At 26.4% G+C, this 24,155-nt stretch carries 16 protein-coding genes; 6 read left to right on the top strand and 10 right to left on the bottom strand.

The features are described 5' to 3' along the window. The first annotated feature begins 87 nt into the window (after positions 1-87). From ACD762_RS09420 to ACD762_RS09440, 5 genes are read left to right on the top strand one after another with little or no spacing between them, the layout of a single operon-like run. Entirely contained in the window at positions 88-759 is a 672-nt protein-coding gene (locus tag ACD762_RS09420) for a nuclease-related domain-containing protein (protein ID WP_423363744.1), read from the top strand. An 8-nt stretch (positions 760-767) separates the two neighbouring features. Further along, positions 768-1,409 (top strand): 2-C-methyl-D-erythritol 4-phosphate cytidylyltransferase, encoded by a 642-nt coding sequence (ispD, locus tag ACD762_RS09425; protein ID WP_423363745.1) that lies wholly within the window; start codon positions 768-770, stop codon positions 1,407-1,409. Positions 1,410-1,425: 16 nt separating this feature from the next. Beyond that, positions 1,426-1,875, top strand: a complete 450-nt coding sequence (locus ACD762_RS09430; RefSeq protein WP_423363746.1) for a DUF188 domain-containing protein — start codon at positions 1,426-1,428, stop codon at positions 1,873-1,875. Between the two features lie 2 nt (positions 1,876-1,877). After that, on the top strand, positions 1,878-2,228 hold the full coding sequence (locus tag ACD762_RS09435; RefSeq protein WP_423363747.1) for a DUF6572 domain-containing protein: 351 nt from the start codon (positions 1,878-1,880) through the stop codon (positions 2,226-2,228). Next, a complete protein-coding gene (locus ACD762_RS09440; protein WP_423363748.1) occupies positions 2,221-2,583 on the top strand; it encodes a hypothetical protein in 363 nt (120 codons plus the stop codon). Before ACD762_RS09435 ends, ACD762_RS09440 begins: the two co-directional genes overlap by 8 nt. A gap of 232 nt (positions 2,584-2,815) precedes the next feature. Here the strand turns inward: ACD762_RS09440 and ACD762_RS09445 are convergent, their stop codons facing one another. Further along, positions 2,816-10,960, bottom strand: coding sequence for a SpaA isopeptide-forming pilin-related protein (locus ACD762_RS09445; protein ID WP_423363749.1), 8,145 nt, complete (start codon positions 10,958-10,960; stop codon positions 2,816-2,818). Between the two features lie 620 nt (positions 10,961-11,580). Here ACD762_RS09445 and ACD762_RS09450 point away from each other — a divergent pair. Beyond that, on the top strand, positions 11,581-11,868 hold the full coding sequence (locus ACD762_RS09450) for a DUF1905 domain-containing protein (RefSeq protein WP_423363750.1): 288 nt from the start codon (positions 11,581-11,583) through the stop codon (positions 11,866-11,868). Between the two features lie 392 nt (positions 11,869-12,260). Here the strand turns inward: ACD762_RS09450 and purD are convergent, their stop codons facing one another. From purD to ACD762_RS09495, 9 genes are read right to left on the bottom strand one after another with little or no spacing between them, the layout of a single operon-like run. Then, positions 12,261-13,493, bottom strand: coding sequence for a phosphoribosylamine--glycine ligase (gene purD / locus ACD762_RS09455; protein ID WP_423363751.1), 1,233 nt, complete (start codon positions 13,491-13,493; stop codon positions 12,261-12,263). Positions 13,494-13,506: 13 nt separating this feature from the next. After that, positions 13,507-15,081, bottom strand: coding sequence for a bifunctional phosphoribosylaminoimidazolecarboxamide formyltransferase/IMP cyclohydrolase (gene purH / locus ACD762_RS09460; protein ID WP_423363752.1), 1,575 nt, complete (start codon positions 15,079-15,081; stop codon positions 13,507-13,509). 1 nt (position 15,082) lies between these two features. Continuing rightward, positions 15,083-15,643, bottom strand: a complete 561-nt coding sequence (gene purN / locus ACD762_RS09465) for a phosphoribosylglycinamide formyltransferase (RefSeq protein ID WP_423363753.1) — start codon at positions 15,641-15,643, stop codon at positions 15,083-15,085. Further along, positions 15,637-16,656 carry a phosphoribosylformylglycinamidine cyclo-ligase gene (gene purM / locus ACD762_RS09470; RefSeq protein WP_423363754.1) on the bottom strand — a complete coding sequence of 340 codons (1,020 nt, stop codon included), beginning with the start codon at positions 16,654-16,656 and terminating at the stop codon, positions 15,637-15,639. Before purM ends, purN begins: the two co-directional genes overlap by 7 nt. 14 nt (positions 16,657-16,670) lie before the next feature. Then, positions 16,671-17,387, bottom strand: a complete 717-nt coding sequence (purC, locus tag ACD762_RS09475) for a phosphoribosylaminoimidazolesuccinocarboxamide synthase (protein WP_423363755.1) — start codon at positions 17,385-17,387, stop codon at positions 16,671-16,673. Between the two features lie 10 nt (positions 17,388-17,397). After that, on the bottom strand, positions 17,398-18,462 hold the full coding sequence (locus tag ACD762_RS09480) for a 5-(carboxyamino)imidazole ribonucleotide synthase (protein ID WP_423363756.1): 1,065 nt from the start codon (positions 18,460-18,462) through the stop codon (positions 17,398-17,400). Then, positions 18,462-18,938, bottom strand: a complete 477-nt coding sequence (gene purE / locus ACD762_RS09485; RefSeq protein WP_423363757.1) for a 5-(carboxyamino)imidazole ribonucleotide mutase — start codon at positions 18,936-18,938, stop codon at positions 18,462-18,464. Before purE ends, ACD762_RS09480 begins: the two co-directional genes overlap by 1 nt. A gap of 1 nt (position 18,939) precedes the next feature. Next, on the bottom strand, positions 18,940-20,364 hold the full coding sequence (gene purF, locus ACD762_RS09490) for an amidophosphoribosyltransferase (RefSeq protein WP_423363758.1): 1,425 nt from the start codon (positions 20,362-20,364) through the stop codon (positions 18,940-18,942). Positions 20,365-20,378: 14 nt separating this feature from the next. Then, on the bottom strand, positions 20,379-24,107 hold the full coding sequence (locus ACD762_RS09495) for a phosphoribosylformylglycinamidine synthase (RefSeq protein ID WP_423363759.1): 3,729 nt from the start codon (positions 24,105-24,107) through the stop codon (positions 20,379-20,381). Positions 24,108-24,155 lie beyond the last annotated feature (48 nt).

Raw genomic sequence — 24,155 nt, forward strand, 5'->3', positions numbered from 1 at the left:
AAACAACTCGCTTATTACAATACAATTACTATATTATTTTTTATTTTTAATGATATAATAAAATATGTATAAAGGAGGTTTACAATAATGAATATGTTAGACTTTTTGTATAATAACACAATAGTTACTTACATACTATATATTATCGCAATTATTACAATAATAATACTTTTATTTAAATTAAAGAAAAAATTCTATGGAAATTTCTCTGAAACCAACTTATTTAGAAGATTAAAGATAATATATAAAGAATATGACTATCCATATATTAAAGAAATAATTTTACCAATGAACAAAGAAAACTATATTTATTTTGATGCTATTGTTCTTGCTGATAAATATATTTATATCATAGAAATGAAAAACCACTCTTCTAAATTATATGCTGATAACTTAAATGAATGGTACTTGATTAATAATAAAGATAAGAAAATTACTATAACAAATCCCTATTATGAATTAGATGTTAAAAAACATGTTTTAAATAGATATTTAAACATAGATGCCAACAGAATTATACCTATTGTTGTTTATAATATAGATACTCATATTATATCAAAAGATAATCCAATTAATTTAATATCAATAAAACAATTGAAATCTTTTATTACAAAATTTGAAAGTTCTAGTAACTATCCTAAATTTAAAGGAGAGTTCATTGAAAAAGTAGGAAATGAGTTGCTTTCTTATAATGTAAAGAATCCTAAAATTAGGTATAAAGTTATTAATAAACTTTTAAATCAAAGAACTAAAAAGTAGGTGAAAAGATGATTAGTGTAATAATTAGTGCTGCAGGATCTGGATCTAGAATGAAGCTAGGGTATAATAAAATGTTTTATAAAATTGGTGATGAAACAATAATTGAAAAAACAGTAAATATATTTTCTAAATCTAAGTACATAGATAATATAATAGTAGTTGCTAATGCTGATGAAATAACATTAATGGAGACAATATTATCTAATTACAATGTAACAATAGTTAAGGGTGCTAATGAAAGATATGCTAGCATTTATAATGGGTTAAAAAAGGCAAAATCAGAATATGTCTTAATCCATGATGGAGCAAGATGTTTCATTACCTTAGATTTAATTGAAAGAATAGCAAAAGCTACTATTAAATACAAAGCTGCTTTTTTAGGTGTTTTAAGTAAAGATACAATTCATTTAATAGATAAAGACAATAATGTAAACACCACTTTAAATAGAAATTGTTTAGTGAATGCTCAGACTCCACAAGGCTTTTTAACCAAAGATATTAAGCAATGCTATCAAAAAATGTATGATACTAATAATTATGATAATATTACAGATGATGTCATGGTAGCTGTTACCTATGGAAATATTAAGCCAAAATATATTGAATCAGAATATTATAATATTAAAGTAACCACAATAGAAGATTTATAAAAAAGGAGAATCGTGTATGAAAATAATTGTAGATGCTGATGCTAATCCAACTAATGATATTGTAATGGATATTGCTAAAAGATATAATCTAGAACTTATCTATGTACATGATAGTTCACATTTGCTCACTGTTGAGTATGGAAGTGTTATAATAGTAGACAAGGGCGCAGATAGTGCTGATTTTAAAATATTATCAATTGCAAATAAGTATGATATAGCTATAACACAAGATTATGAATTAGCAAGTTTGCTATTATCTAAAAGGGTGTATATTATTCATCCTAATGGTTTTGAAATAAATATGAGTAACATAGATACCTTAATGCAAACACGATATTTAAATAAAAAAGCATCCCAGGCAAAAATAAGATTGCCTAAAATCAAGAAAAGAACTACTGAAGATAATAATAACTTTAGAGTTTGTTTAGAAAATTTAATCACGGGAATATTAAATGGAGAAAACTAAATATGAATGAAATATCTGAATTTATTTTAACTTATGATTTTATAAGTGAAAAGCCAGCAATATATGCAACAGATAGTATGCCATGGGAGGCATCGCAAGAAGAACAACTTAATCATCTTGCATTACTACAAGATAAAATAAATGAATTATTAGAATTAATAGAAGTAGGGAAGTTACCTCAAGCACAACTAGAAGAGGCACTAGGAAAAGAAGTTCATGATGTAGTGATAGAGTTTACTTACTATCCTAATCAAGCAGCACAAGACATGTTAAATTACTTTAACAACCAATTAAAAGAGTATAATATGTCACTAACTATAATTAGTGATGGAAATGAGGAGAAATATGAATAATATTTATGATGATTTAATTTATGAAGTAGTTAATCCAATGTATGAAGTAATAGTTGATAATAAAGCAAGCTTTAGTGCTGATGATGTTTATCACTTACAAAAGATACTAGAAACTTATGTAAATAACTTAGAAACTACAACTGATTTAAATACAATAGAAAAAGACCAGTCTATAATAAATTATACTAAAGAAACAATTGAAAAAATAAATGATTTAAATACTAAACTTATTCGTCATGGTTTTATTTTAAAAGAAGATAAAGAAAATATCATTGTATTTTTTAATAACATAGCAGCAGAGTTTGGATTATCATATAATGAAGATGATATTACAAAACAATATAGAACATTTTAAGAGTAAAAAGCATTAAACCCAGTTAACTGTGTTTAATGCTTTTTACTTAATAAATACACTCTTATTTTAAATATCCTGATAACATTAACAATTATCTCTCACTCACAATTAATGAGTCTTAGAAGTAAATAATGTATATTAATATACTGTAACTTTAATAAATGAATAATTACTTATATTTTAATAAAACAAAAAAACGGGGAATTTGATAATCCCCGTTTTTGAGCGCTTGTTAGCTTACTTTTTTATCAATATAATATATTATTATTGTGCTTCCCATAAACACAATAGCAATTGCAAGTAACATACTACCTGATGATGGTAAATTACTTTGATTATCATCATTATCAGTACTAGAATCTTCTGTAGTTGAATCTTCAGTGCTATCATAATCTACAACATCTGATTCTTCAGTTTCTTTATCTTCACTTACAATATTTTCTACTATTATTTGATTCTTATTTAAATAATCATTGTCCATATCACCTTCATTTTTAGAAGGAATATAAAACATAAACTCTTTTTCATTTAATTGATATCCATCTGGTGATTCAAGTTCTTTTAACTTATAATTACCTGGAGCTAATTGATCTATTATAACAATTGACAATTCCTTCATATCAATATTTTTAATTAAGACATTATTGTTATCATAAAGGCCAAAAGTAGCACCTTTTAATTCTTTATTATTTCCATCAACTTTAACTAGTCTTTGTTTCCCTTGATAATTTACAAATTTAGTATTATCAAAGTCTTCAATTACATCCATATTTGATTCAACATCAAACACTACTTTGAAAGATAGTTTTTCTGTATTTAACATATAATCAGAACTTGATGTTTTTAATTCTTCTATAATGTAATCTCCAGTTTCTAGATTTCCTAAAGCTATCCAACCATTCTCATCAGACATTACATTAGAAATTACAACTTCATTATTTTCTTTAGATACTTTAAACTGTGCATTGGCAAGAGGCTGTCCATTTTCATCAACTTTTCTTATTACAAGTCCACCAACTCTTAAGTTTATAGCTCTAAACTCAGCTTCAAAGATATCTTCAACTGAAGTTGCTGACATCTCTTCTTTAATTTCAAAATAATATAATTCATCTGATTTTAGATAATTTGCAGGAGATTTTGATTCATAGAAATAGTACTTACCAGTTGATAACATTTTTGAATGGAAAATACCAGTTCCATCACAATCAATTGTATCAACTAATTCATCTTCATTAATATTTCCTTTTTCTCCAGTATATTTATATACTTGGAATTGTGCTCCAACTAAATTTACTAATTCATTATCTATCTTAAATAACTTAGCTTGTTTCTTATAGTTATAAAATATTGGTTGTTCATTAGTATTTTCATCATTTTTAATTACATGTGAACTTCCTTGTTCATTATTATAAATTACTTCAAACAATAGTGGTGCTGTATTTAGTAAATAACCATCATTATTACTGTTTTCACTAAATCCTGTTTCTTGTAGACAATAACTACCAACCTCTAATAGTCCAAGGTTAACTTTACCATTATCATCACTTACTAAAATCTCAGTATTCTCTTTATTACCTAAAGTATCACACGTATTATTTGTAGCTTTATATAAGTCAAAGTTAGCTCCTTTTATAGTTACATCATTTGTTCCATCTACATAACCTTTTTTTGTTATTTCTAAATCTAACATCAGTTTATTATCCAAGGTAGTAGTAACATTTAATTGCTTTAATTTTTCTGGACTTTCTACTATTTCAAATGCTAAAGGTGTAGAATCTAATATATGCAATAATGGTGCTTTAGTTTCTATAAAATAGTATTTACCTACTGCAAGATTATTAACTATTATCTTATTAGAACTATTTAAAGATAAATCTTTTTCAATAAGAGTATCATTAGTAAGATCAATTGAATCACTAACTTGTTTGTATAAATTAAATCTAGCATTTTTAGCATACTTTTTGTTCAACTTACCATTTTCTGACGTTTTAGTAAGTTCAACTTTTCCTAAGTAATTTTCAAAGTATACTGTATCTACATTAACTATGTATTTTTCCTGAATATTATCTTGGTTTTCTTTTATTTGCACTTCAAGTAATAGTGCTTCTGGATTAATAGCATATTTACTATCATGTGGTACCTTTATTTCTTTTAAACAGTATTTAGAAACATCAATATTACCTAAGTTTATATATCCACTAGCATCACTTATAAATACTTTAGCTACATTATCTTTAGTTACTAATTGATTACTATTCAATACATCGCAAGTATTTTGATTAGAGTTAAGTTTATATAAATTAAACTCATATCCTGCACCTAACGGCTGTTTAGAACTATTTTTATTATTTATTCCATATTTATTAATACCTACTTCTTCAAATTGAGTATTTTCAACATTAAGTTTGATATCTATTTTATTTCCAAATTCTTTTGTACCTGAATCTAATTCTTTTATAATTTCAAATGGAAAATTTTGTTTTGGTAACTTATAACCATCTGGAGCTACTGTTTCTTTAAAATAATATTTTCCAGGTACTAAGTTATTAACTATTATAGTAGTTATATCTTTTGATAAAGTATAAGTACCTTTTAATTCATCATCTAAACCAGCAACATCATTTTTTTGCTTATATAATTCAAATGTTCCATCCATTAGTTGTTCATTAGATTTTTCATCAATTTTTGTAAGCTCAACTCTACCTAAATAATTAAGAAATACAGGTGCATTATATTCATTATTTAATTTTACCTTATTATTTTTAGTGCCTTGATCATAGATAATTTCAAATCTTAGTGGCTTAGTATCAATAACTGAATTTGTTGATTCTATTTCAGTTATACAATATTTCCCAACACTTAAAACTCCCAATTCTATTTGACCTAAACTATTACTAGATACTATATTTAACACATCATTATCACAATTATCACTAATTAATTTAGTTAAGTTAAATTTAGCTCCTTCAAGAATTTCAAACTTTGTATTATTATCAAAATTTTCAATACCAACTACTTTTTTATCAATATGTACTGGATCCATTTTTTTATTTATAACATCTCTATTTATTATATATGTACTACTAGAACCAGTTGTCATTGTATTACTAATTATAAATTCAATTTTTTCATCACTTATTTGGTGTAGTTCTGGTGCTTTAATTTCTTTAAAATAATAATTACCAGGCTTTAGATTATTAACAGTTATTGAACTATTATCTTTAAATTCATAAACCCCTATACTATTTGCACTATTTTGATCATTTTCTTTAAATAATTCAAAAATTGCACCTTTTAATAAATTACCATCAGTGTCTTTTTTAGTAAGAGTAACTTTACCTAAGTAGTTTAGTATATCTTTAACTTTATCTTCTCTATTAAGATCAATAGTAAAATCACAATTATTATCAGTAGAATAATCATAATCTCCTGTATAAGATACTATATGTAATTGTCCATATATATCTTTTTCAACTGCAAAGTAGTATGGGTTTTCATCTATTACCGTAGAACTGTTTTCTCTTTCTACTAGCTTATAGTTTGCAACTGCTAGTCTTCCTAGATTTATTTTACCATTACTATTTACTGTATAAGGATTACCATTATTTGGTTTTTGCTCAAATTCACAAGTATTATTATTACTATCTAAAATAAATAAATCAAATTTTAGATTTTCTATAATTTCTAATTCTTTTGCTCTTTTAATTTCATCACTAGTGTTTTCATTAACATATAAATTATGAATTCTTTTATCTAGCTCTAATTCATTTACTTTATCATTACTAACACTAAAGAGATAAATCATATTATTATTCTCTGAATCAAGTTGTATAGTTTTACCATCATATAATTCTTTATCTATTACATAACCATCTGGTGCCGCAATTTCTTTGATTATAACGTTTTGACCTCTTACAAACCTTTGATCAAAATTTATTTCTCCATTGCTATCAGTTTCTCCTTCGAATTCAAAACCTGTAGGTTTAGTATTTTCATCAACTAATTCAACAACAAACTTAACACCTTCTAAAGGAGTCTTTTTGTCTTCAGTAGTTTTAAATATCTTTAATTTTACACTATCATGTGATGTTGCATAGATAACTCCATTACCACTACGATATTTTACTACTACATCTTCCTTTGTTTCACCTTTTTCATAACCTTCTGTATTATAATCTATAGTTGCATTATTAGTTAATTTTTCTGACTGATCAACAAATCCAAGATAAACATAGTTAGTCTTAAATACTATAACTAATGCATCTCCTTCTAATTTTAAATCATTGCTAAAATTAAAATTAAGAGTTGTGGTACCATCTTCATTAAGCACTACATCAAAGTGTTCTTTATTATTAATATTAAAATGCTCTATTTTTAATTCATCTGTAGCTTCAAATTTATCATTAGCATAATAAACCTTAACAGAGTCATTTTTTAGTACTTGATTACTTGAAATTGTATCAGTTATTTTAATATTACCTATTCTTGATAAACTCTTATTAGCTACTACATTCCAAGTTACTTCTCCATTTTGAGATTGCACTCCAGTTTTATTAATAAATTGACCACCATTAGGTACTGAAGTTGATCCATTTACTGTAGTACTATATTCTTTAGACGTATCTGTACCATTAATATATGTAGTTAAAGTTGCTTTATTAGAATAATCTTTACTACGATATACTCCATCAGCTATTTCAGTACTAAATTCTATAGCCATTCTATCAAAAGTGAATTTAGTTTTTCCATCCTGGTACCAATCTGATTTTAAAATAACATCTAAGTTTAATGTTAATCTAGTATGTTCTATAATTGCTGGATTATCTAAACTAGCTACAATCTTATATTTACTATCAAGATATTCAATTTCAAATAAAGTACTAATATCTACTCCTATATTCGTTGCAATATCTTTTAAAGTAATACCTTCACCATAATTATTTATATCACCAGAATTAGTTAGTGTAAAGTTTTTAAAAGTCAGATCATCAGTATAAATTTCATGATATCCTGTTAATTCATCTACTAATACTGCTTTCTCATTATTTAAGCCATTATTAACGCCTATATCATTATAGTCAAAGTAAACATTCCAGTTAAAATTTTTAGTACTTTCAGTATACTCTCCACTCTTACTTCCATTATTCTTAGTTTCATTATTAAGTCTTACATTATTATCAGCCTTATATTTCTTTTCACCAATATTCAAAGTAGCTTTATTAGTTAATGTTCTACAACTATTTTGATTTGCATTATCTATTAAACACTGTTTTGTGATGTGTACAGGATCATAAGTAGTTTGGAAAAACATATTTATAGCAGCTTTACTTAAAGATTTATTATTGACACTTACATCAGAATAACCTTTATATTCACTAATAGCTTTACTACTAGGATTATATTGATATATTTTTATACCATTAGTAGCACTGCTTTCTTCTTTATTATCAGCAAAGTTAAATTTAACTGTGATTTGATTAGAAGTTTTATTATAGCTTAGGGTATAAGGTGCAATAATAATATTTTGATAATTAGTATCTGCACTTTCACTCAAATATAAACTATTATTAACACAATTTTTAACTTGTTTATCATATGGACCATCACCTGCTATATTAGAGTCACATAGTATACCAGTAATTTTATCTTTATTTTTACTACCATATGATACTTCGATGTTATGCGCTTGGATATGCATTGATTTATCTATATATTCAGTGCCAGTTGGTAAACTATCAACTATACTTGGACTATCTCCCATATCATGACGATAACCATTAATATTTATTCTCCACTGAATTCTTTTATCATTATAGTTAATTCCTTTTGAAGTATTTACACCTCCATAACCATCTTCGAAAATTGTTTTTTCAATTAAGCCACTAGATGATTCTTTCTTTACATTTACCGCATCTTTTCCACTTATTGTGTTACTTATTAATATATCATCTAGATAATCATCTTCAAATACCACTTTGTAATTTACTTTTAAAGTATTAACGCAATAATATTCATCTATATTTTTAGCTAGTTTGCAAAGTTCTTTTAAATCCTCTTCTTCTATTTTAATACTAATTGTTTTACCATAAGTATTTTCTGGTTTTGTTATATCTTCAATAGTATAAAATTTGCTTAATTCATCTTTATCTATGCTATTTTTTACTTCAAAACCACCATATTGCCCGTAGTACCCAAAATCCATAGATAATACTTCTATTTTATAATTACCAGTATAGTTTAAAAATGTTAATGTATCTTTATAATCAAATTCTTTTAGCTTTTCCTCTGATCTATTTAGATCTAATGTATAATTTATTTCTCTTGAATTTGCTTCAGCTGTGTATGAAGGAGTTGATGGAGTTGCTGTTTTATCAACATCTTTATTAAACCATATTGATAGTGATGCTTTTGCATCATCACTTTCAGGTTTTAGAACTTCATTATTCATAATTTCATAGTTAAAAAATACTTCATTTTCAAAATACTGTTTTCCATTGTTGTCTTCATCATAATCAGTTCTTATAGGTGTAGAAGCTATTTTTATCATATAGGCATTTGTTGTCATTTTATTATCTGAACTATCTACATCAAAGAAGAAAGTATTAGTTGTTTTATCAAAGGCAAATTCTCCTTTGACAACTTTATTATCTTCAGTTAAAGTTCCTTGTAATAATAATTTTTCACTATCTTCAAGAACTTTCCCGTCTAATCCTATTTCAACTTGATATACTTCATAACTATCTATTGTAAAATTATTAGTATTAATAGAGTCTTTAACATTAAACTTTGAACTTATTTCCATATTAGGAGCATTTACAATAATCTCCCAATCTATTTTATCTTTATTATTTAAATGTTTATCCTTGTCATAGTACTCAGAAAAGTATGAATTTTCTGTTTTAGTTACCATAGATTTAGCACTACTTAGTATGTATATTGTAGAACCCGTAACTTCTTTATTTCCAGGGATACTAAATACTAATTCTCCTGGTTTAGTAACTTCTGACTTATTTAAATTTATTGTAAAGTATACTGATCCCTCTAGATCGTTCATTGAATTTTCACGTGCATATTTTTCAGCATTTTCATTAAAATATATTGTTAAATATTTCTCACATACATTATTTTCATTACATGTATTTTTGTCATCATCTTTTGTAATTACAAATGTTCCAGCAATTTCATCACTATCTGAAAATTTGATAATTCCTTCAAATTTTTCATCAGGTACACTTAATTCATTTGGTAACAATGTTTGTATAAACATTCCGTCTTTAAAAACGTGTGATCCATCTGTCCATTTTTCATTAATTACAAATTTTGGTATTGTGAAATCTACTTCTACATTTATAATGTCTACAATACTACCAGTATCACTTCCATTAGCAAAAGTTACATTTATACTGTTAAAGAAACTATCAACGTTATCAAATTCTGTACTTATACCGCCACAATCTGCTTCTTTACTAAATAAACAAACTAAGTTATTTCTATTATTAGGTATAGAACCACTAGATAGTGCATCAACTTTATTACTATCTTCTTTCTTACTAGTTGTTTCTTCTTTATTTTCTTTATTATTTTCTTCTTTATTTTCATCAGTTTTATTTTCTTCTGATGAATTATCTTTTTCAGATTCTTTTTCAGTAGATTCTTTATCTTCCTCTATAATTTCAGCTAAGGCAATATCTACTTCGATATCTTTTATATCAGTACTGTCAAAGAAAGAGTAATTTATTTTATCTCCTTCTTTTACCTTAGAAGTATTAAAAGTAAATGATAGTTCTACTTTACCTTTATTTAAGCTGTCTATGTTTTCTTTATCAATTACTAAAGTAAGAATGCTAGTTTTTTCATCATACTTTATATTTGCAAATACTAACTCTTTTGTAGTTAATAATTGATCTTTTAGATTTGATGTATCTAGTTTTAATGAATTGGGAATTAACATATCATATTCAAAGTTTTCTATCCCACTATCATCAACATACATTTTATGATCTAGTTTAAAGTCAAAGATAAAATCTAAGCTATCCTCTATTTTAAGAGTCTTAGTAGTATCCTTTAGTTCAACATTAGTAAATAAGGCTTTTCTTGCTTCTTCTACTACTTTAGTCTGGTCAACTAAATCTTTTAAATTAGTTTTTTCTTCTTTTTCTTTCTTATCAGTTAATTGCTCTGATTGTTCTTTTTCTACAGATTCTTGAGATGTTTTATTTCCATCTCTTACTTCATTCTTAAATTCTTCTTTTTTACTTTCTGAATTGCTTACGCTTAGATATGAATGCCTTTCTACATCCATGTCATTATTCATTAGTGTCCCAAAACTAAAGAATAACATTGCACTCATTGCAATTTTTAAAAATTGTTCCCTCATTTTATTTCCTCCATTTATTTTAAATTCATCAAATACATAATATATACATTATAATAACTAATTTAATTTCTTTTATCTAAGATAACGAATGTTATTTTTTAATATATAGTTAACTTTTCAATTAATTATTACTATATTTTAACAAATAGTCTTTATATTCAATTTATTAACACAATTGTTTTATCTATAAATTAACTCAATATTAATTCAACTATTTTTTGGTTATTTATTTTGCAATTTAATACATAATTATATATGTATTTAATCATTAATTATTTATTTTGGTTATTATTAAGCAATGATTTATATTGATTTTTACTATACCTAGCGTAATTATTTATTTCTATTCTTTTAGCTATGCCTTTAAATAATTACTTGAAAATAATATTAATTAGTTATTAGTTTAGATATTACACGATATTATTTATAGATTATTTATATAGATATATTTTACAAATAGTTAAGTGTATTGCTTTTACTTTACTTAAGTGTATTTATTAGATAGTTTTTTTAGGCAACTAAATGTATAGATATTTATTCGAGAAGTCAATATTTTTAATAACGATTATAATTATAATATCAATTTATATTGTGCTATAATTTATAAAGAGGTGATTATTTTGGAAGAGATATTTAAATATGAATCAATAATTTATAGTTCAGAAGTAGGTAAGGGTGGGGCTTATGTTTTATTTCCTTATAATATAAAAGCGCTCTTTAATAAAGGACGCTTAAAGGTTAATGTTAAGTTTGATGGTGTTGATTATACTGGAAGTGTTGTTAATATGGGAATAAAAGATGAGTCAGGTAATGTATGTTATATTATTGGTATTAAAAAAGATATTCGAAAACAGATTAGTAAAGATATCGGAGATACTGTAACTGTTCAAGTAGAACCAATAATATAAATACTATTGTAATTTAATTTAGGTATAATACATATATTTATCATTTTCTTTATACTAACAATTTAAGCATAGATATATTTTTAAATAATTCTAAAACTTAATAAGTTTTGGAGCACTATATTATTAATTAGGGTCATTTACCTTAAATATAATACTATAGTGCTTTTTTATTTGAATTAAGTTTTACATAATACATAATATAATTAATTTACTTCACTTTTTCATTATTAGAAAGGGTGATTGTATGAAACTAAGTCAATATATACATTTATTTATAGTTGAGCTAACTCTGTGAGGATAATGAAATGTTTTTTTTATAGAGATAAAAAGGTAGTTAAACAAAAAAAGGAGTAACTATTGTTACCCCTAATGATTGACTTATTGCCTTTGTTTTAATAATTTGTTAAATCTTTTCGATAGTGTAAGCAATTATCTTTTACTTTTGCAAGTTCTGCATACATTTCATTATATGCTTCTACACTAGTATCTGCTTGATTTAAAATAAATAGTACTCTACCACCACTAGATACTATTCTTTCTCCATCTTTTTTTGCTCCCATTACAAATACTTTAAACGGTAATTTAAAATATTCTACTAGATCTATATTGTCTTCTTGTGTACGTGGATATCCAGGTGAACTTAGAACTAGACCTGCACTTACTTGGTTTTTGAATTTGAAATTTACTTCTTCATTGCTTAGTAAATCTAAAATATTTTGTACAAAGTCACTTTCGATATTATTCAAAGCTGTTTCAGTTTCTGGATCTCCAAATCTAGCATTGTATTCTATTACATATAATCCATCTTCGTTTACCATGAATCCACCATATAGTACTCCTTTATATGGTATACCTTCATCGATCATACATTCTGCAGTTCTTTGTAATACTTCTACTGCTTGATCATATGTTTCTTTATCTACTGAATTGTATGGTGTAATTGAACCCATTCCTCCAGTATTTGGTCCTTCATCATTATCATAAATTCTTTTGAAGTCTCTTGATGTTTGGAATGGGTATACATTTGAACCATTAACTAATGCCATTAATGTAAATTCATCACCTTGAATAAAGTCTTCAATAACTACTCCAATGTCTCCCATTGATTTCTCTACTAGTAATGATTGTAATACTTCTACTGCTTGTGATTGATCTTCAATTATATGAACTCCTTTACCTGCTGCTAGTCCATCAAATTTTATTACAATTGGTAAGCTTTTAGCTTTTACATATTGTATTGCTTCATCATATTTTGTGAAAAATTCATAATCTGCAGTTTGAATACGATATTTTTTCATGAATTTTTTCGCAAAGTTTTTACTTGTTTCTAGTTGTGCAGCTTTTGTAGATGCTCCTAAAACTAGTATTCCTGCTTCTTCTAAAATGTCTGATAATCCACTTTTTAGTGAAATTTCAGGACCAATAATTACTAATTCTATGTTATTTTCAATTACAAAATCAACTATTAACTGATTATTGTAAACATCTATGTTTACTAATTCTGCTAGTTTAGACATTCCTACATTACCTGGTAATGCATATATTTTACTTACTATTTGTGATTCGCTTACTTTATCTACAATGGCGTGTTCACGGCCACCTTTACCTATAACTAATACCTTCATAATTAATTCTCCTTTAGTGTTTGAAATATCTGACACCTGTAAAAATCATATTTATTCCATTTTCATTACAAGCTTTTATTAGTTTTTCATCATTTATACTTCCACCTGGTTGAATGATATATTTAATATTATACTGTATACAGTAATCTACTATATCATTAAATGGGAAAAAGCCATCACTTGCTAACATAAGAGGAATTTCTTTATTGTAATTTATATGATTTTGAGCCTTTTTCAAAGCGACATCTACTGAATCTACTCTTGAAACCATTCCACCACATATTCCAAGTATTAGATTTTGTTGTCCTATTACTATTGCATTTGACTTCACATGTCTTACGCTTTGATAAAGACGTTTAAGCATCTTTGTTTCATTATACCCAATACTATTTGAAGTTACCACATTAATGCCTACTTCTTGATCTAGTTTGGCTTGTTTAAGATATCCGCCACTTACACTTCTTATTTGTGTAAAGTCTATATTTTCTTTATTAAAGTTTCCTAATATTACTCTTAAATTTTTCTTTTTACTTAGTACTTTTAATGCTTCTTCTGTATAAGCTGGAGCTATTATTATTTCTAAGAATATTTCTGCTAATTTAGTTGCTGTTTTTTCATCAACTTCAGTATTAAAAATAATTACTCCTCCAAATATTGATATTGGATCTGTATTGTAAGCATCTAAGTATGCATTTAAGCTATCATTTGCAAATCCAATTCCACAAGGTGTATTATGTTTTAATGCTATACATGTAGGTTCTTCAAATTCATAAATTGCTTGATATGCTGAATCTATATCTAAGACATTGTTATATGATAATTGTTTACCTTGTAAAACAGTAGATGTATTAAGGCTATATGATGTTTTATTTTTATTTTCATAAAATGCTGCCTCTTGAAAGGGATTTTCACCATAACGTAATTTTTCTTTTAAAGGTTGAGAGATTAGTAATTGCTCTTTTATTTCTTCATATGCCATGAAGTAGTTAGCTATTGCACTATCATAATTTGCTGTTGTAATAAATCCTTTACATGCAAGTTTTTTATTATAGTCTATATTTAATGTTTGATTATCTAAAGCTTGTACATAACCTTCATAATCATTAGGATCACATAATATTGAGACAAATTTATTATTTTTTGATGCAGCTCTAATTAATGTTACTCCACCAATATCAATATTTTCAATTAAATCTGCATGAATATTACTTAATTCTTTTTCTGATAATGATTTATCGTTTAGTTTTTCTTGATAGTTTGAAAGAACATTTTCAAATGGATACAAATTACATACTACAATAGAAATAGGATTAATATTATATTTTTTTAAATCTTCTAAATGATTATCTTTTGATAAATCAGCTAGTATTCCTCCATGAATTTGTGGTTGTAATGTTTTAACTCTTCCATCTAACATTTCAGGAAAACTTGCAACATCTTCTACTTTAATACTTTCAAAACCTAAATCTTTTATAGCATTATGAGTTGATGTTGTTGCAATTATTTTAATATTATTTCTTATTAATCCTGAAACTAATATCTCTAGATTTTTTTTATCGCTTATACTTATTAAGGCATATTTTTGCATATTATTCCTCCGTTACTTTTTTTATAGCTTTAATATATACTTGATGTTCTATTTGATGTACTTTTTTATAAATATTTTGATTATCTAAATTTTCTATTGAGAATATTTCTTGTAGTATAATTGGTCCATTATCTAATTCTTCATCTACATAATGAACTGTAACTCCAAGACTTTTATCTTTATTTTCTAAAGCCTGTTCTATTGCATGTAAGCCTTTGTATTTTGGTAGGGCAGAAGGGTGTATGTTGATAATTCTATTTTTATATTTAATTATAAAGTCTTTACTTAATATTCTTAAAAAGCCTGCTAATATAATAAGATCTATCTTTAGTTTTGAAAGTTCTGTTATTATTTTATGCTCAACTTCTTTTTTTCCTTCTTTATAATCAACTAATAATACCTCTATGTTTAATTTTTTTGCTCTTGTTATAGCATAAGCATCTTTTTTATCGCATACTAGTATTTTTATATTTATCTTTAGATTATTACTAATAGCTTCATCTGCTATAGCTTGAAAATTACTTCCATTACCACTAGCAAATACAGCAACATTTTTTAGCATACACTTATGTTTCCATCAGCTACAACTTTTCCAATTACTGTTGCATCACTTAATAGTTCTAAGGTTTTATTAACATCTTTTTCTTCAACGATTACTATCATTCCACTGCCCATATTAAAGTAACCATACATTTCTTGTCTTAAAAGTTTACCTTTTTCTTCTAAAAACTTAAATATTGGTAGTATATTTAAATTATTTTCATCAATTTTAGCACCATATTGCTTTGTAGTTCTTTTGATATTTTCATAAAAACCACCACCTGTTACATGAGTTAAACCTTTAACATCAACTTGTTTTAATAAGTTTAATATTTCATTTACATATATTTTAGTTGGTTGTAGAAGAACTTCTCCTAAAGTTTTTTCTTTATCTAATTCTTGGTATATTTCATTGTAATCTAGATTCGCATCTTTTACTATTTTTCGAACTAGACTATAACCATTAGAATGTATACCACTAGATGGTAGTGATATTAATACTTGATTAGGTTTGACTTGATCTGGTTTTAAGATTTCATCTTTTTCTACTGCTCCTGTTACATAACCAGCTAAATCAAAACCACCTTCTTGATATACACCTGGCATTTCAGCAGTTTCACCACCAATCAAAGCAACATCACATTGAATTAATCCATCACAAATTCCTTTTACTAATTGTTCTATTTCTTTTGGATTATTTTTTGCAACTGCAATATAATCAAGAAAGAATAGGGGTTTGGCACCACAAGTAATAATGTCATTTACACACATACCAACTAAGTCAATTCCTATAGTATCTAATTTTTTCAATTCTCTAGCAATTTCTAGCTTTGTACCTACACCATCTGTTCCAGATACTAATAGTGGTTTTTTATAATTATATGCTGATAGATCAAACACTGCACCAAAACCACCTATATTTTCAACCATTCCAAGATTTTTAGTTTTAGCTACATGTTTTTTTATTAATTCAACACTTTCATAACCAGCATGTACATCTACGCCGGCTTCTTTATATTTATTTTCTGTATTCATAAGTTACTCCTTTATTAAAGATTTAAATCTTCTAATTTTTCTAAAATATATTGATAAGTATCAACTATATTACCTAAGTCTCTTCTAAATACATCTTTATCTAATTTTTTCTTTGTAACTTCATCCCATAGTCTAGCATTATCTGGACTAAACTCATCTGCTAATACTATTTTACCTTCTTTATTGAAACCAAATTCTACTTTAAAGTCTACTAAGATTATTCCTATTTCCAAAAATAATTTTTGTAGTAATTCATTAACTTTTAGTACCTTATCATAACATTCATGTAATTGTTCTTTTGTTACTAAACCTAATGCATAAGCATGATAATCGTTTAATAGTGGATCATTTAGTTCATCTTTTTTATAACATATTTCTAAGATAGGTTCTTCTAAAATTTGTCCTTCTTCCATTCCAAGTCTTTTAGCCATTGATCCTGCAACTATATTTCGACAAATAAATTCTAATGGTATTATTTTTATTTTATCTGTAAGTTGTTCTCTATCATTAAGTGTTTTAATATAATGAGTATCAACTCCATTACTTTCTAAATAGTTAAAAATAATTGTTGTAATTTTGTTATTTAAAATTCCTTTATTTTGAATACTAGCTTTTTTAACTCCATTAAATGCTGTTGCATCATCTTTAAAATAAATTATTACTTCATTTTCATTATCTGCTTGATAAACTATTTTTGCTTTACCTTCATATATCATTTCTTTGTTTTCCATTGTAAATCTCCTATCTAAAATTGTTTTTATAATATTGTATATTTTCTAAATTATAATCTACTAAATGACCTATTTTTCGATTATGTTTAGGTGTTTTACGATAATCGTAATAATTAATACTATCACCATATTGATTTAGAATTAATTTTAATTTATCTAAATCTTGTCCTAATATATTTACCATTACAGCATTACACTTAATAGCAGTACTTCCAAGTTTTTCACCTGTAATTGCTTTTATATGATTATGATATTGTGATGTAATATGTGTATCCATTGTAATATGTCCACTATTGTGTGGTCTTGCTGCTATTTCATTAAAGTACACTATTCCATCTTTAACAAAAAACTCAACACATAATATGCCATAAATATTATTTTCATCAATTATTTTTTTAACTATTTCATTTGCTTGTTTTATTATTGAATTACTTTGTTTTTCTAAAGTAGTCATATGTAATATGCCATTTACATGTAAATTACTAAATGGTTCATAAAACTTTAATTCATCATTTATACTCTTTATTGCAATAACACTTATTTCATAATCAAAGTCTAGTAATTCTTCACACATATAAGTTGTATTAGTAAAATCAACTTTAACTAAATCTTCTTTTTTATATATTTTATATTGTCCTTTACCATCATATCCAAGTGAGACACTTTTCATAATGTAAGGATAATTTAAGATGATTTCTTGTTCTTTACTTTCAATGTATTGCCAGTTAATTGTTTTTATATCTAGTTTTTTAGCTAATTCTTTTTCATTCAATCTTGATGATGATAATATTAAAGGTTTAGCTTTTTGAACTATATTATATTTCTGACTTAATTCTTCTACTATATTTGAATTAATATTTTCAAATTCATAAGTGATTACATCACATAATTTACAAAATTCTTCAAGTTTATTTTTATCATTAAAGCTTCCTTCTACAAAGATATCACATAAATTTGCAGCTGATACTTCTTTGCTTTGATCATAGACTACTGTTTTATATCCAAGTTGACAGGCAGCTAATGATAAATACATTCCAAGTTGTCCACCACCAATAATTCCAATAGTTTGTTTCATTATTTTAACTCCATTTTTTCAACTTTTTTTATTAGCTCTAATTTGTAGTTTTCTAATGCTATTTGGGCATCTTTATTAAAAGTTGAAATTATTGAAGTTGCCATTATTGCAGCATTTGCTGCTTGATTAATTCCCATTGTTGCAACTGGAATTCCAGGTGGCATTTGTGCAATTGAAAGTAATGAATCCAAACCATCTAAAGATTTTGATTTGATTGGTACTCCAATTACTGGTAAGGTGCACATTGAGGCTACCATTCCAGGTAAGTGAGCTGCACCACCAGCTGCAGCAATTATTACACTATATTTTTCTTTAGCACTTAAAGCAAATTCATACATTTTTTGTGGTGTACGATGTGCTGATACAACTTTACTTTCATATTTTATATTAAACTTATCTAAAATTATTTCGGCTTCTTTCATCACAGGATAATCACTATTTGATCCCATTATTATAGCAACTACTATATCTTTCATATTAACAGCATCCTTTTTTATTAAAGTCTTCTAATGCATCATATAAACTTGTTACATATTTACCATTAAAACAAGCAGTACATGCTCTTTTACATGTTTTGTGATCATTACTAGTAATGTTTAGTGCTTTTTCAAGATTTTCTAGTTCTAAAAATTCTAATGAATCGGCATTTATAAAATCTCTTAGTTCTGTTACATTCATTTTATTTGATATTAATTCATCAAAACTTGAAATATCAACACCATAATAACATGGAAATTTTATTGCAGGTGAAGCAATTCTAACATGAACTTCTTTAGCATTTGCATCTTTAAGCATTTTTACAATTCTTTTCATTGTAGTTCCTCGAACAATAGAATCATCTATTAAGACAATTCTTTTTCCACCAACTATTTCTGAAACAGCTGAAAGCTTCATTTTTACTCCACGTTCTCTCATTGCTTGTGTTGGTTGTATGAAAGTTCTACCTACATATCTATTTTTTACTAATCCCATTTCATATGGAATTTTAGCTTCTTCTGAGTAACCAATAGCAGCTGATATACTTGAATCAGGTACACCAACTACAATATCAGCATCTACTATATTATGTCTAGCAAGAGCTCTACCACTTTCTTTTCTAGCAGCATGTACATTAATACCATCGATAGTGCTATCTGGTCTTGAAAAATATACATATTCCATAAGACAAACATTATGTGATGTTTCATTAGCATACATTATTGATTCAAGTTTACCATCTACAATATGTACTATTTCACCAGGTTGTACATCTCTTACATATTTAGCTCCTATAATATTAAATGCACATGTTTCTGATGATAAAACATAACTTTCATCATCTAATTGACCAATTGAAAGTGGTCTTAAACCATGACGATCTCTTATTCCATAAATACCAGTATCATGTAACATTACATAGGCAAATGAACCATCTACTTGAATTAATGAGTTTACTAATCTTTCAATAAATTCACCTGATTGATTTCTTATTAAATGAATAATGATTTCACTATCTGATGTTGATGCAAAGACACTTCCATTACGTTCTAAATTTTCTTTAAGAAGTTTCGCATTTCCTATATGACCATTATGAGCTACAGCTAAGTATTCATCATAAAAGTGAAAAGCAAATGGTTGAACATTGGCTACACCTAAACCACCAGCAGTTGCATATCTTACATGACCTATACAATTTTTACTCTTGATTTCTTCTAGGTCAACATTCTTGAAAACATCATTTACTAAACCATTATTTTTAACTACTTTTAAAGTATTATCATCTGTAATACAAGCTATACCGGCAGCTTGTTGACCTCTGTGTTGTAAACTATGTAAACCATAGTAAGTAAATGGTACTGCATCTATGTTGTTTGAAACTGCAAATACTCCACATTCTTCATTTAGTCCTTTAATGTCAATCATTTATTTTTCTCCTTTTATTTTATTTTTCTAAAGTAAGCTACCGCACCTTCGAATAATTGTTGTTCTTTTTCACCTATAATATTTTGATATAATCCATCTTCATATCTTTCAGTATGACCCATTTTCCCAAGTATTCTACCATCTAATGATGTTATTCCTTCAATAGCTGCAAATGAACCATTTGGATTAAAACGATAATCCATAGAAGGTTTATTTTCTAAATCTACATATTGAGTAATAACTTGTCCATTTTCAAATAATTCTTTTATAGTAATATCATCTGCCATAAAGCGTCCTTCACCATGAGAAATTGCAATGGTATTTATATCATCTTCTTTTATTTTACTTAACCATGGAGAATTATTATTATGAGATTTTGTTTTTATAAAGCTACTAATGTGATTTCCTCTTTCATTTAAGAAAAGAGTGGGCATATTCTCACTTAGTTGTCCTATTTTTCCATATGGTAATAAACCACTTTTTATAAGTGCTTGGAATCCATTACAAATACCAATTATTAATCCTTCTCTTGCAATAAATCTTTCAATAGCAGCACTTACTTTTTCATTCAATAGTATATTAACAATATATTTACCACTACCATCTGGTTCATCACCGGCAGAGAATCCACCACTAATTGCAAATATATTTGAATTGTCTAATGCTTCTACCATTTTATCAATACTTTTATTAATTTGTTCTTCATTCAAATCTACAAATGGTAACATATTAATTTTACAACCTGCTTTTGTTAAACCCTTAGCTACATCATATTCTGAGTTTGTTCCATAAAATACTGGTATGTAAGCTATTGGATTTTCAATTGCTGTTGCACTATATTCTAATTTATTTAATTTTCCTAATTTATAGTTTTCAATTTCTTTAGGTTCATTACTTAATTTATGTGCATATGTTGTAGGGTATATATCTGCAAGAACTTCTTCATTTATAGTAACTAATTCTTTTAAATCAATAACTTCATTTTGATATTCAATACTATCTTGTATTGTAGTACCTAGATAAATTAGTTGATCATTATCTAATTTAGTATTTGATGCAAAGACAAATCCTCCATAATAAGGATATAATAATTCATCAATACTTATTTTTTCTAATTTAATACCTATATTATTTCCAATTGAACTATCATATATTGCTTTTAACATCCCACCATTTTTAATTGATATAGCACTTGTTATTTTATTATCAGTTTGTAACTGATTCATTAAATTAAAGTTTTCTTTTAATATTTCATAATCTATCTTTTCAGATCTAGTAGTTTTTAAAGCATAAACATATTGATTAGTCTCTTTAAACTCTACTGATAATATATCTTTAGCTTTAGCAGTTGTAATTGCAAATGAAATTACAGTAGGTGGTACATCTATTTCATTATAAGTTCCTGACATACTATCTTTACCACCTAATGCAGGTAAGTTTAATTTTCTTTGTGTTTGTAGTGCACCTAATAATGCAGCAACAGGTTTTCCAAATCTTTCACCATCATTACTTACTCTTTCAAAGTATTCTTGTAATGATAGTCTTACATTATTCCATTTACCTCCTGATGCAACTATTCTAGCAACTGATTCTATAATGGCATATGAACCAACATAAAATGGTTGATATTCACCAATTTCTGGATTTCCTCCATAAGCAAGAACTGACACTGTATTTGTAAATCCTTTTTCAACTGGGATTTTTTGAGCTGATACTTCTGCAGGACTTAATTGATATTTACCTCCATATGCTGCTAAGACTGTTGATCTACCAACATTATTATCAAAAATTGATGATAGTGATTTAGTAGATGCATATCTTAAATCTTGTAACATAGTTTTTAAACTAGTTTCTAGTTTAGAAGTTACAAATTCACTTTTAAATACTGTATCAACATTAGTATCTAATATTGTTGGATTGATTGATTGTCTGATTCCATTAGTATCAAGAAATTCTCGATCAATATCAACAATTATATTATTTTGCCAACGCATTATCATTTTTTTAGCTGCAGTAACTGTAGCAACATTAACTGCAACAGTATTTTCTTCATTTGCTAGTTGTTTAAATCTATCAAAATCTTTAGCTTCTATAACTACTGCCATTCTTTCTTGAGATTCTGATAAAGCTAAATCTGTTCCATTTAAACCATCATATTTAGTTGGTAATACATCTAAATTAATATCTACACCATCAGCAATTTCTCCAATTGCAACAGAAACTCCACCAGCACCAAAATCATTAGCTTTCTTAATCATTTTAGATACTTCTTCATTTCTAAATAATCTTTGTAGTTTTCTTTCTTCAGGAGCATTTCCTTTTTGCACTTCACTTTTAGCTTCAACTAAAGTTTCTTTATGTTGTACTTTTGAAGATCCTGTAGCTCCTCCAACACCATCTCTACCTGTTGCACCACCAAGAAGAACAACAATATCACCAACTTCAGGTTGTTTTCTTACAACCATTGATTTAGGTGCTGCTCCAACAACTGCTCCTAACTCCATTCTTTTAGCTAAATAACCTGGATGATATAATTCTTTAATAAAGGTTGTACATAGTCCTATTTGATTACCATAAGAGCTATATCCTTTTGCAGCATTTTGTGTAATGGCTCTTTGAGATAATTTCCCAGGCAATGTTTGTTCAATTGGAGCTAAAACATTACCAGCTCCTGTTACCCTCATACCTTGGAATACATAAGATCTACCAGAAAGTGGATCTCTTATAGCACCACCAACACATGTTGCTGCTCCACCAAATGGTTCGATTTCAGTAGGGTGGTTATGTGTTTCATTTTTATACATTAATAAGTATTTTTCATCTGTTCCATCAACATCAACATCTATTTCAATACTACAAGCATTAACTTCATCACTAACTTCCATATCTAACAACATTCCATTAGCTCTTTCATATCTAGCTTCAATACTAGCCATTTCCATTAATGTCATTGGCTTATCACTTCTGTTTAATTCTGTTTTCATTTTAATATATGTTTTATAAGCACTATCTATTTCATCATTTATACTACTTTGAGAGTAATCTATATTTTTAAGCTCTGTTTCAAAAGTAGTATGACGACAGTGATCTGACCAATATGTATCTAAAATTAATACTTCTGTAATTCTAGGATCACGATTTTTTATTTTAAAATAATTTTGAATAAATTTTAAATCTTCAATGTTCATTGCTAAATTTTGTTCATTTAAAAATAATTCTAAATCTTTTACATTCATAGAAATAAAACCATCTACTGTTTCAACAGGTTTTATATTAATATCTATATTATTGTCTAAAGGTAGACTTAAATCTTTTACTTGATTTTCTAAAGGATTAACTAAAAATTTTATAATATTTTGTTTTTCTTCAATACTTACTTCATTATTTAGAATATAAATAATTGAACTTTTAACATCTACTTCATTATTTGCTCCTAATAATAAAAGTCCTGATCTTGCAGAAGAAGCTCGTTGATCAAATTGTCCTGCTAAAGCTTCTATAGCAAAGTAATTTAAATTTGATAAATCTAAATCATGAAATAAATTATCAGTTGCTATCTCCATAAATAATGTTTTTTCAGCTTTTGCTAGTGATGTTTCATCAACATTTAGTACATCATATACTTGAATCATTCTTAAATTATTTAAAGATGTGATTTTTAAATCCTTCTTTAATTGATTAAATAAGTTTGTTTGCGTAGTTTGAAATTGTGTTTTTTTCTCAACATAAATTCTAGTGTTCATTTTTTCGTTTCCTTTCTATTTTAGTAACATTAAAGTCAAAAAAACAGT

The sequence above is a fragment of the Mycoplasma sp. P36-A1 genome (assembly GCF_049478495.1).
GTDB lineage: Bacteria > Bacillota_I > Bacilli_A > JAJDGJ01 > JAJDGJ01 > P36-A1.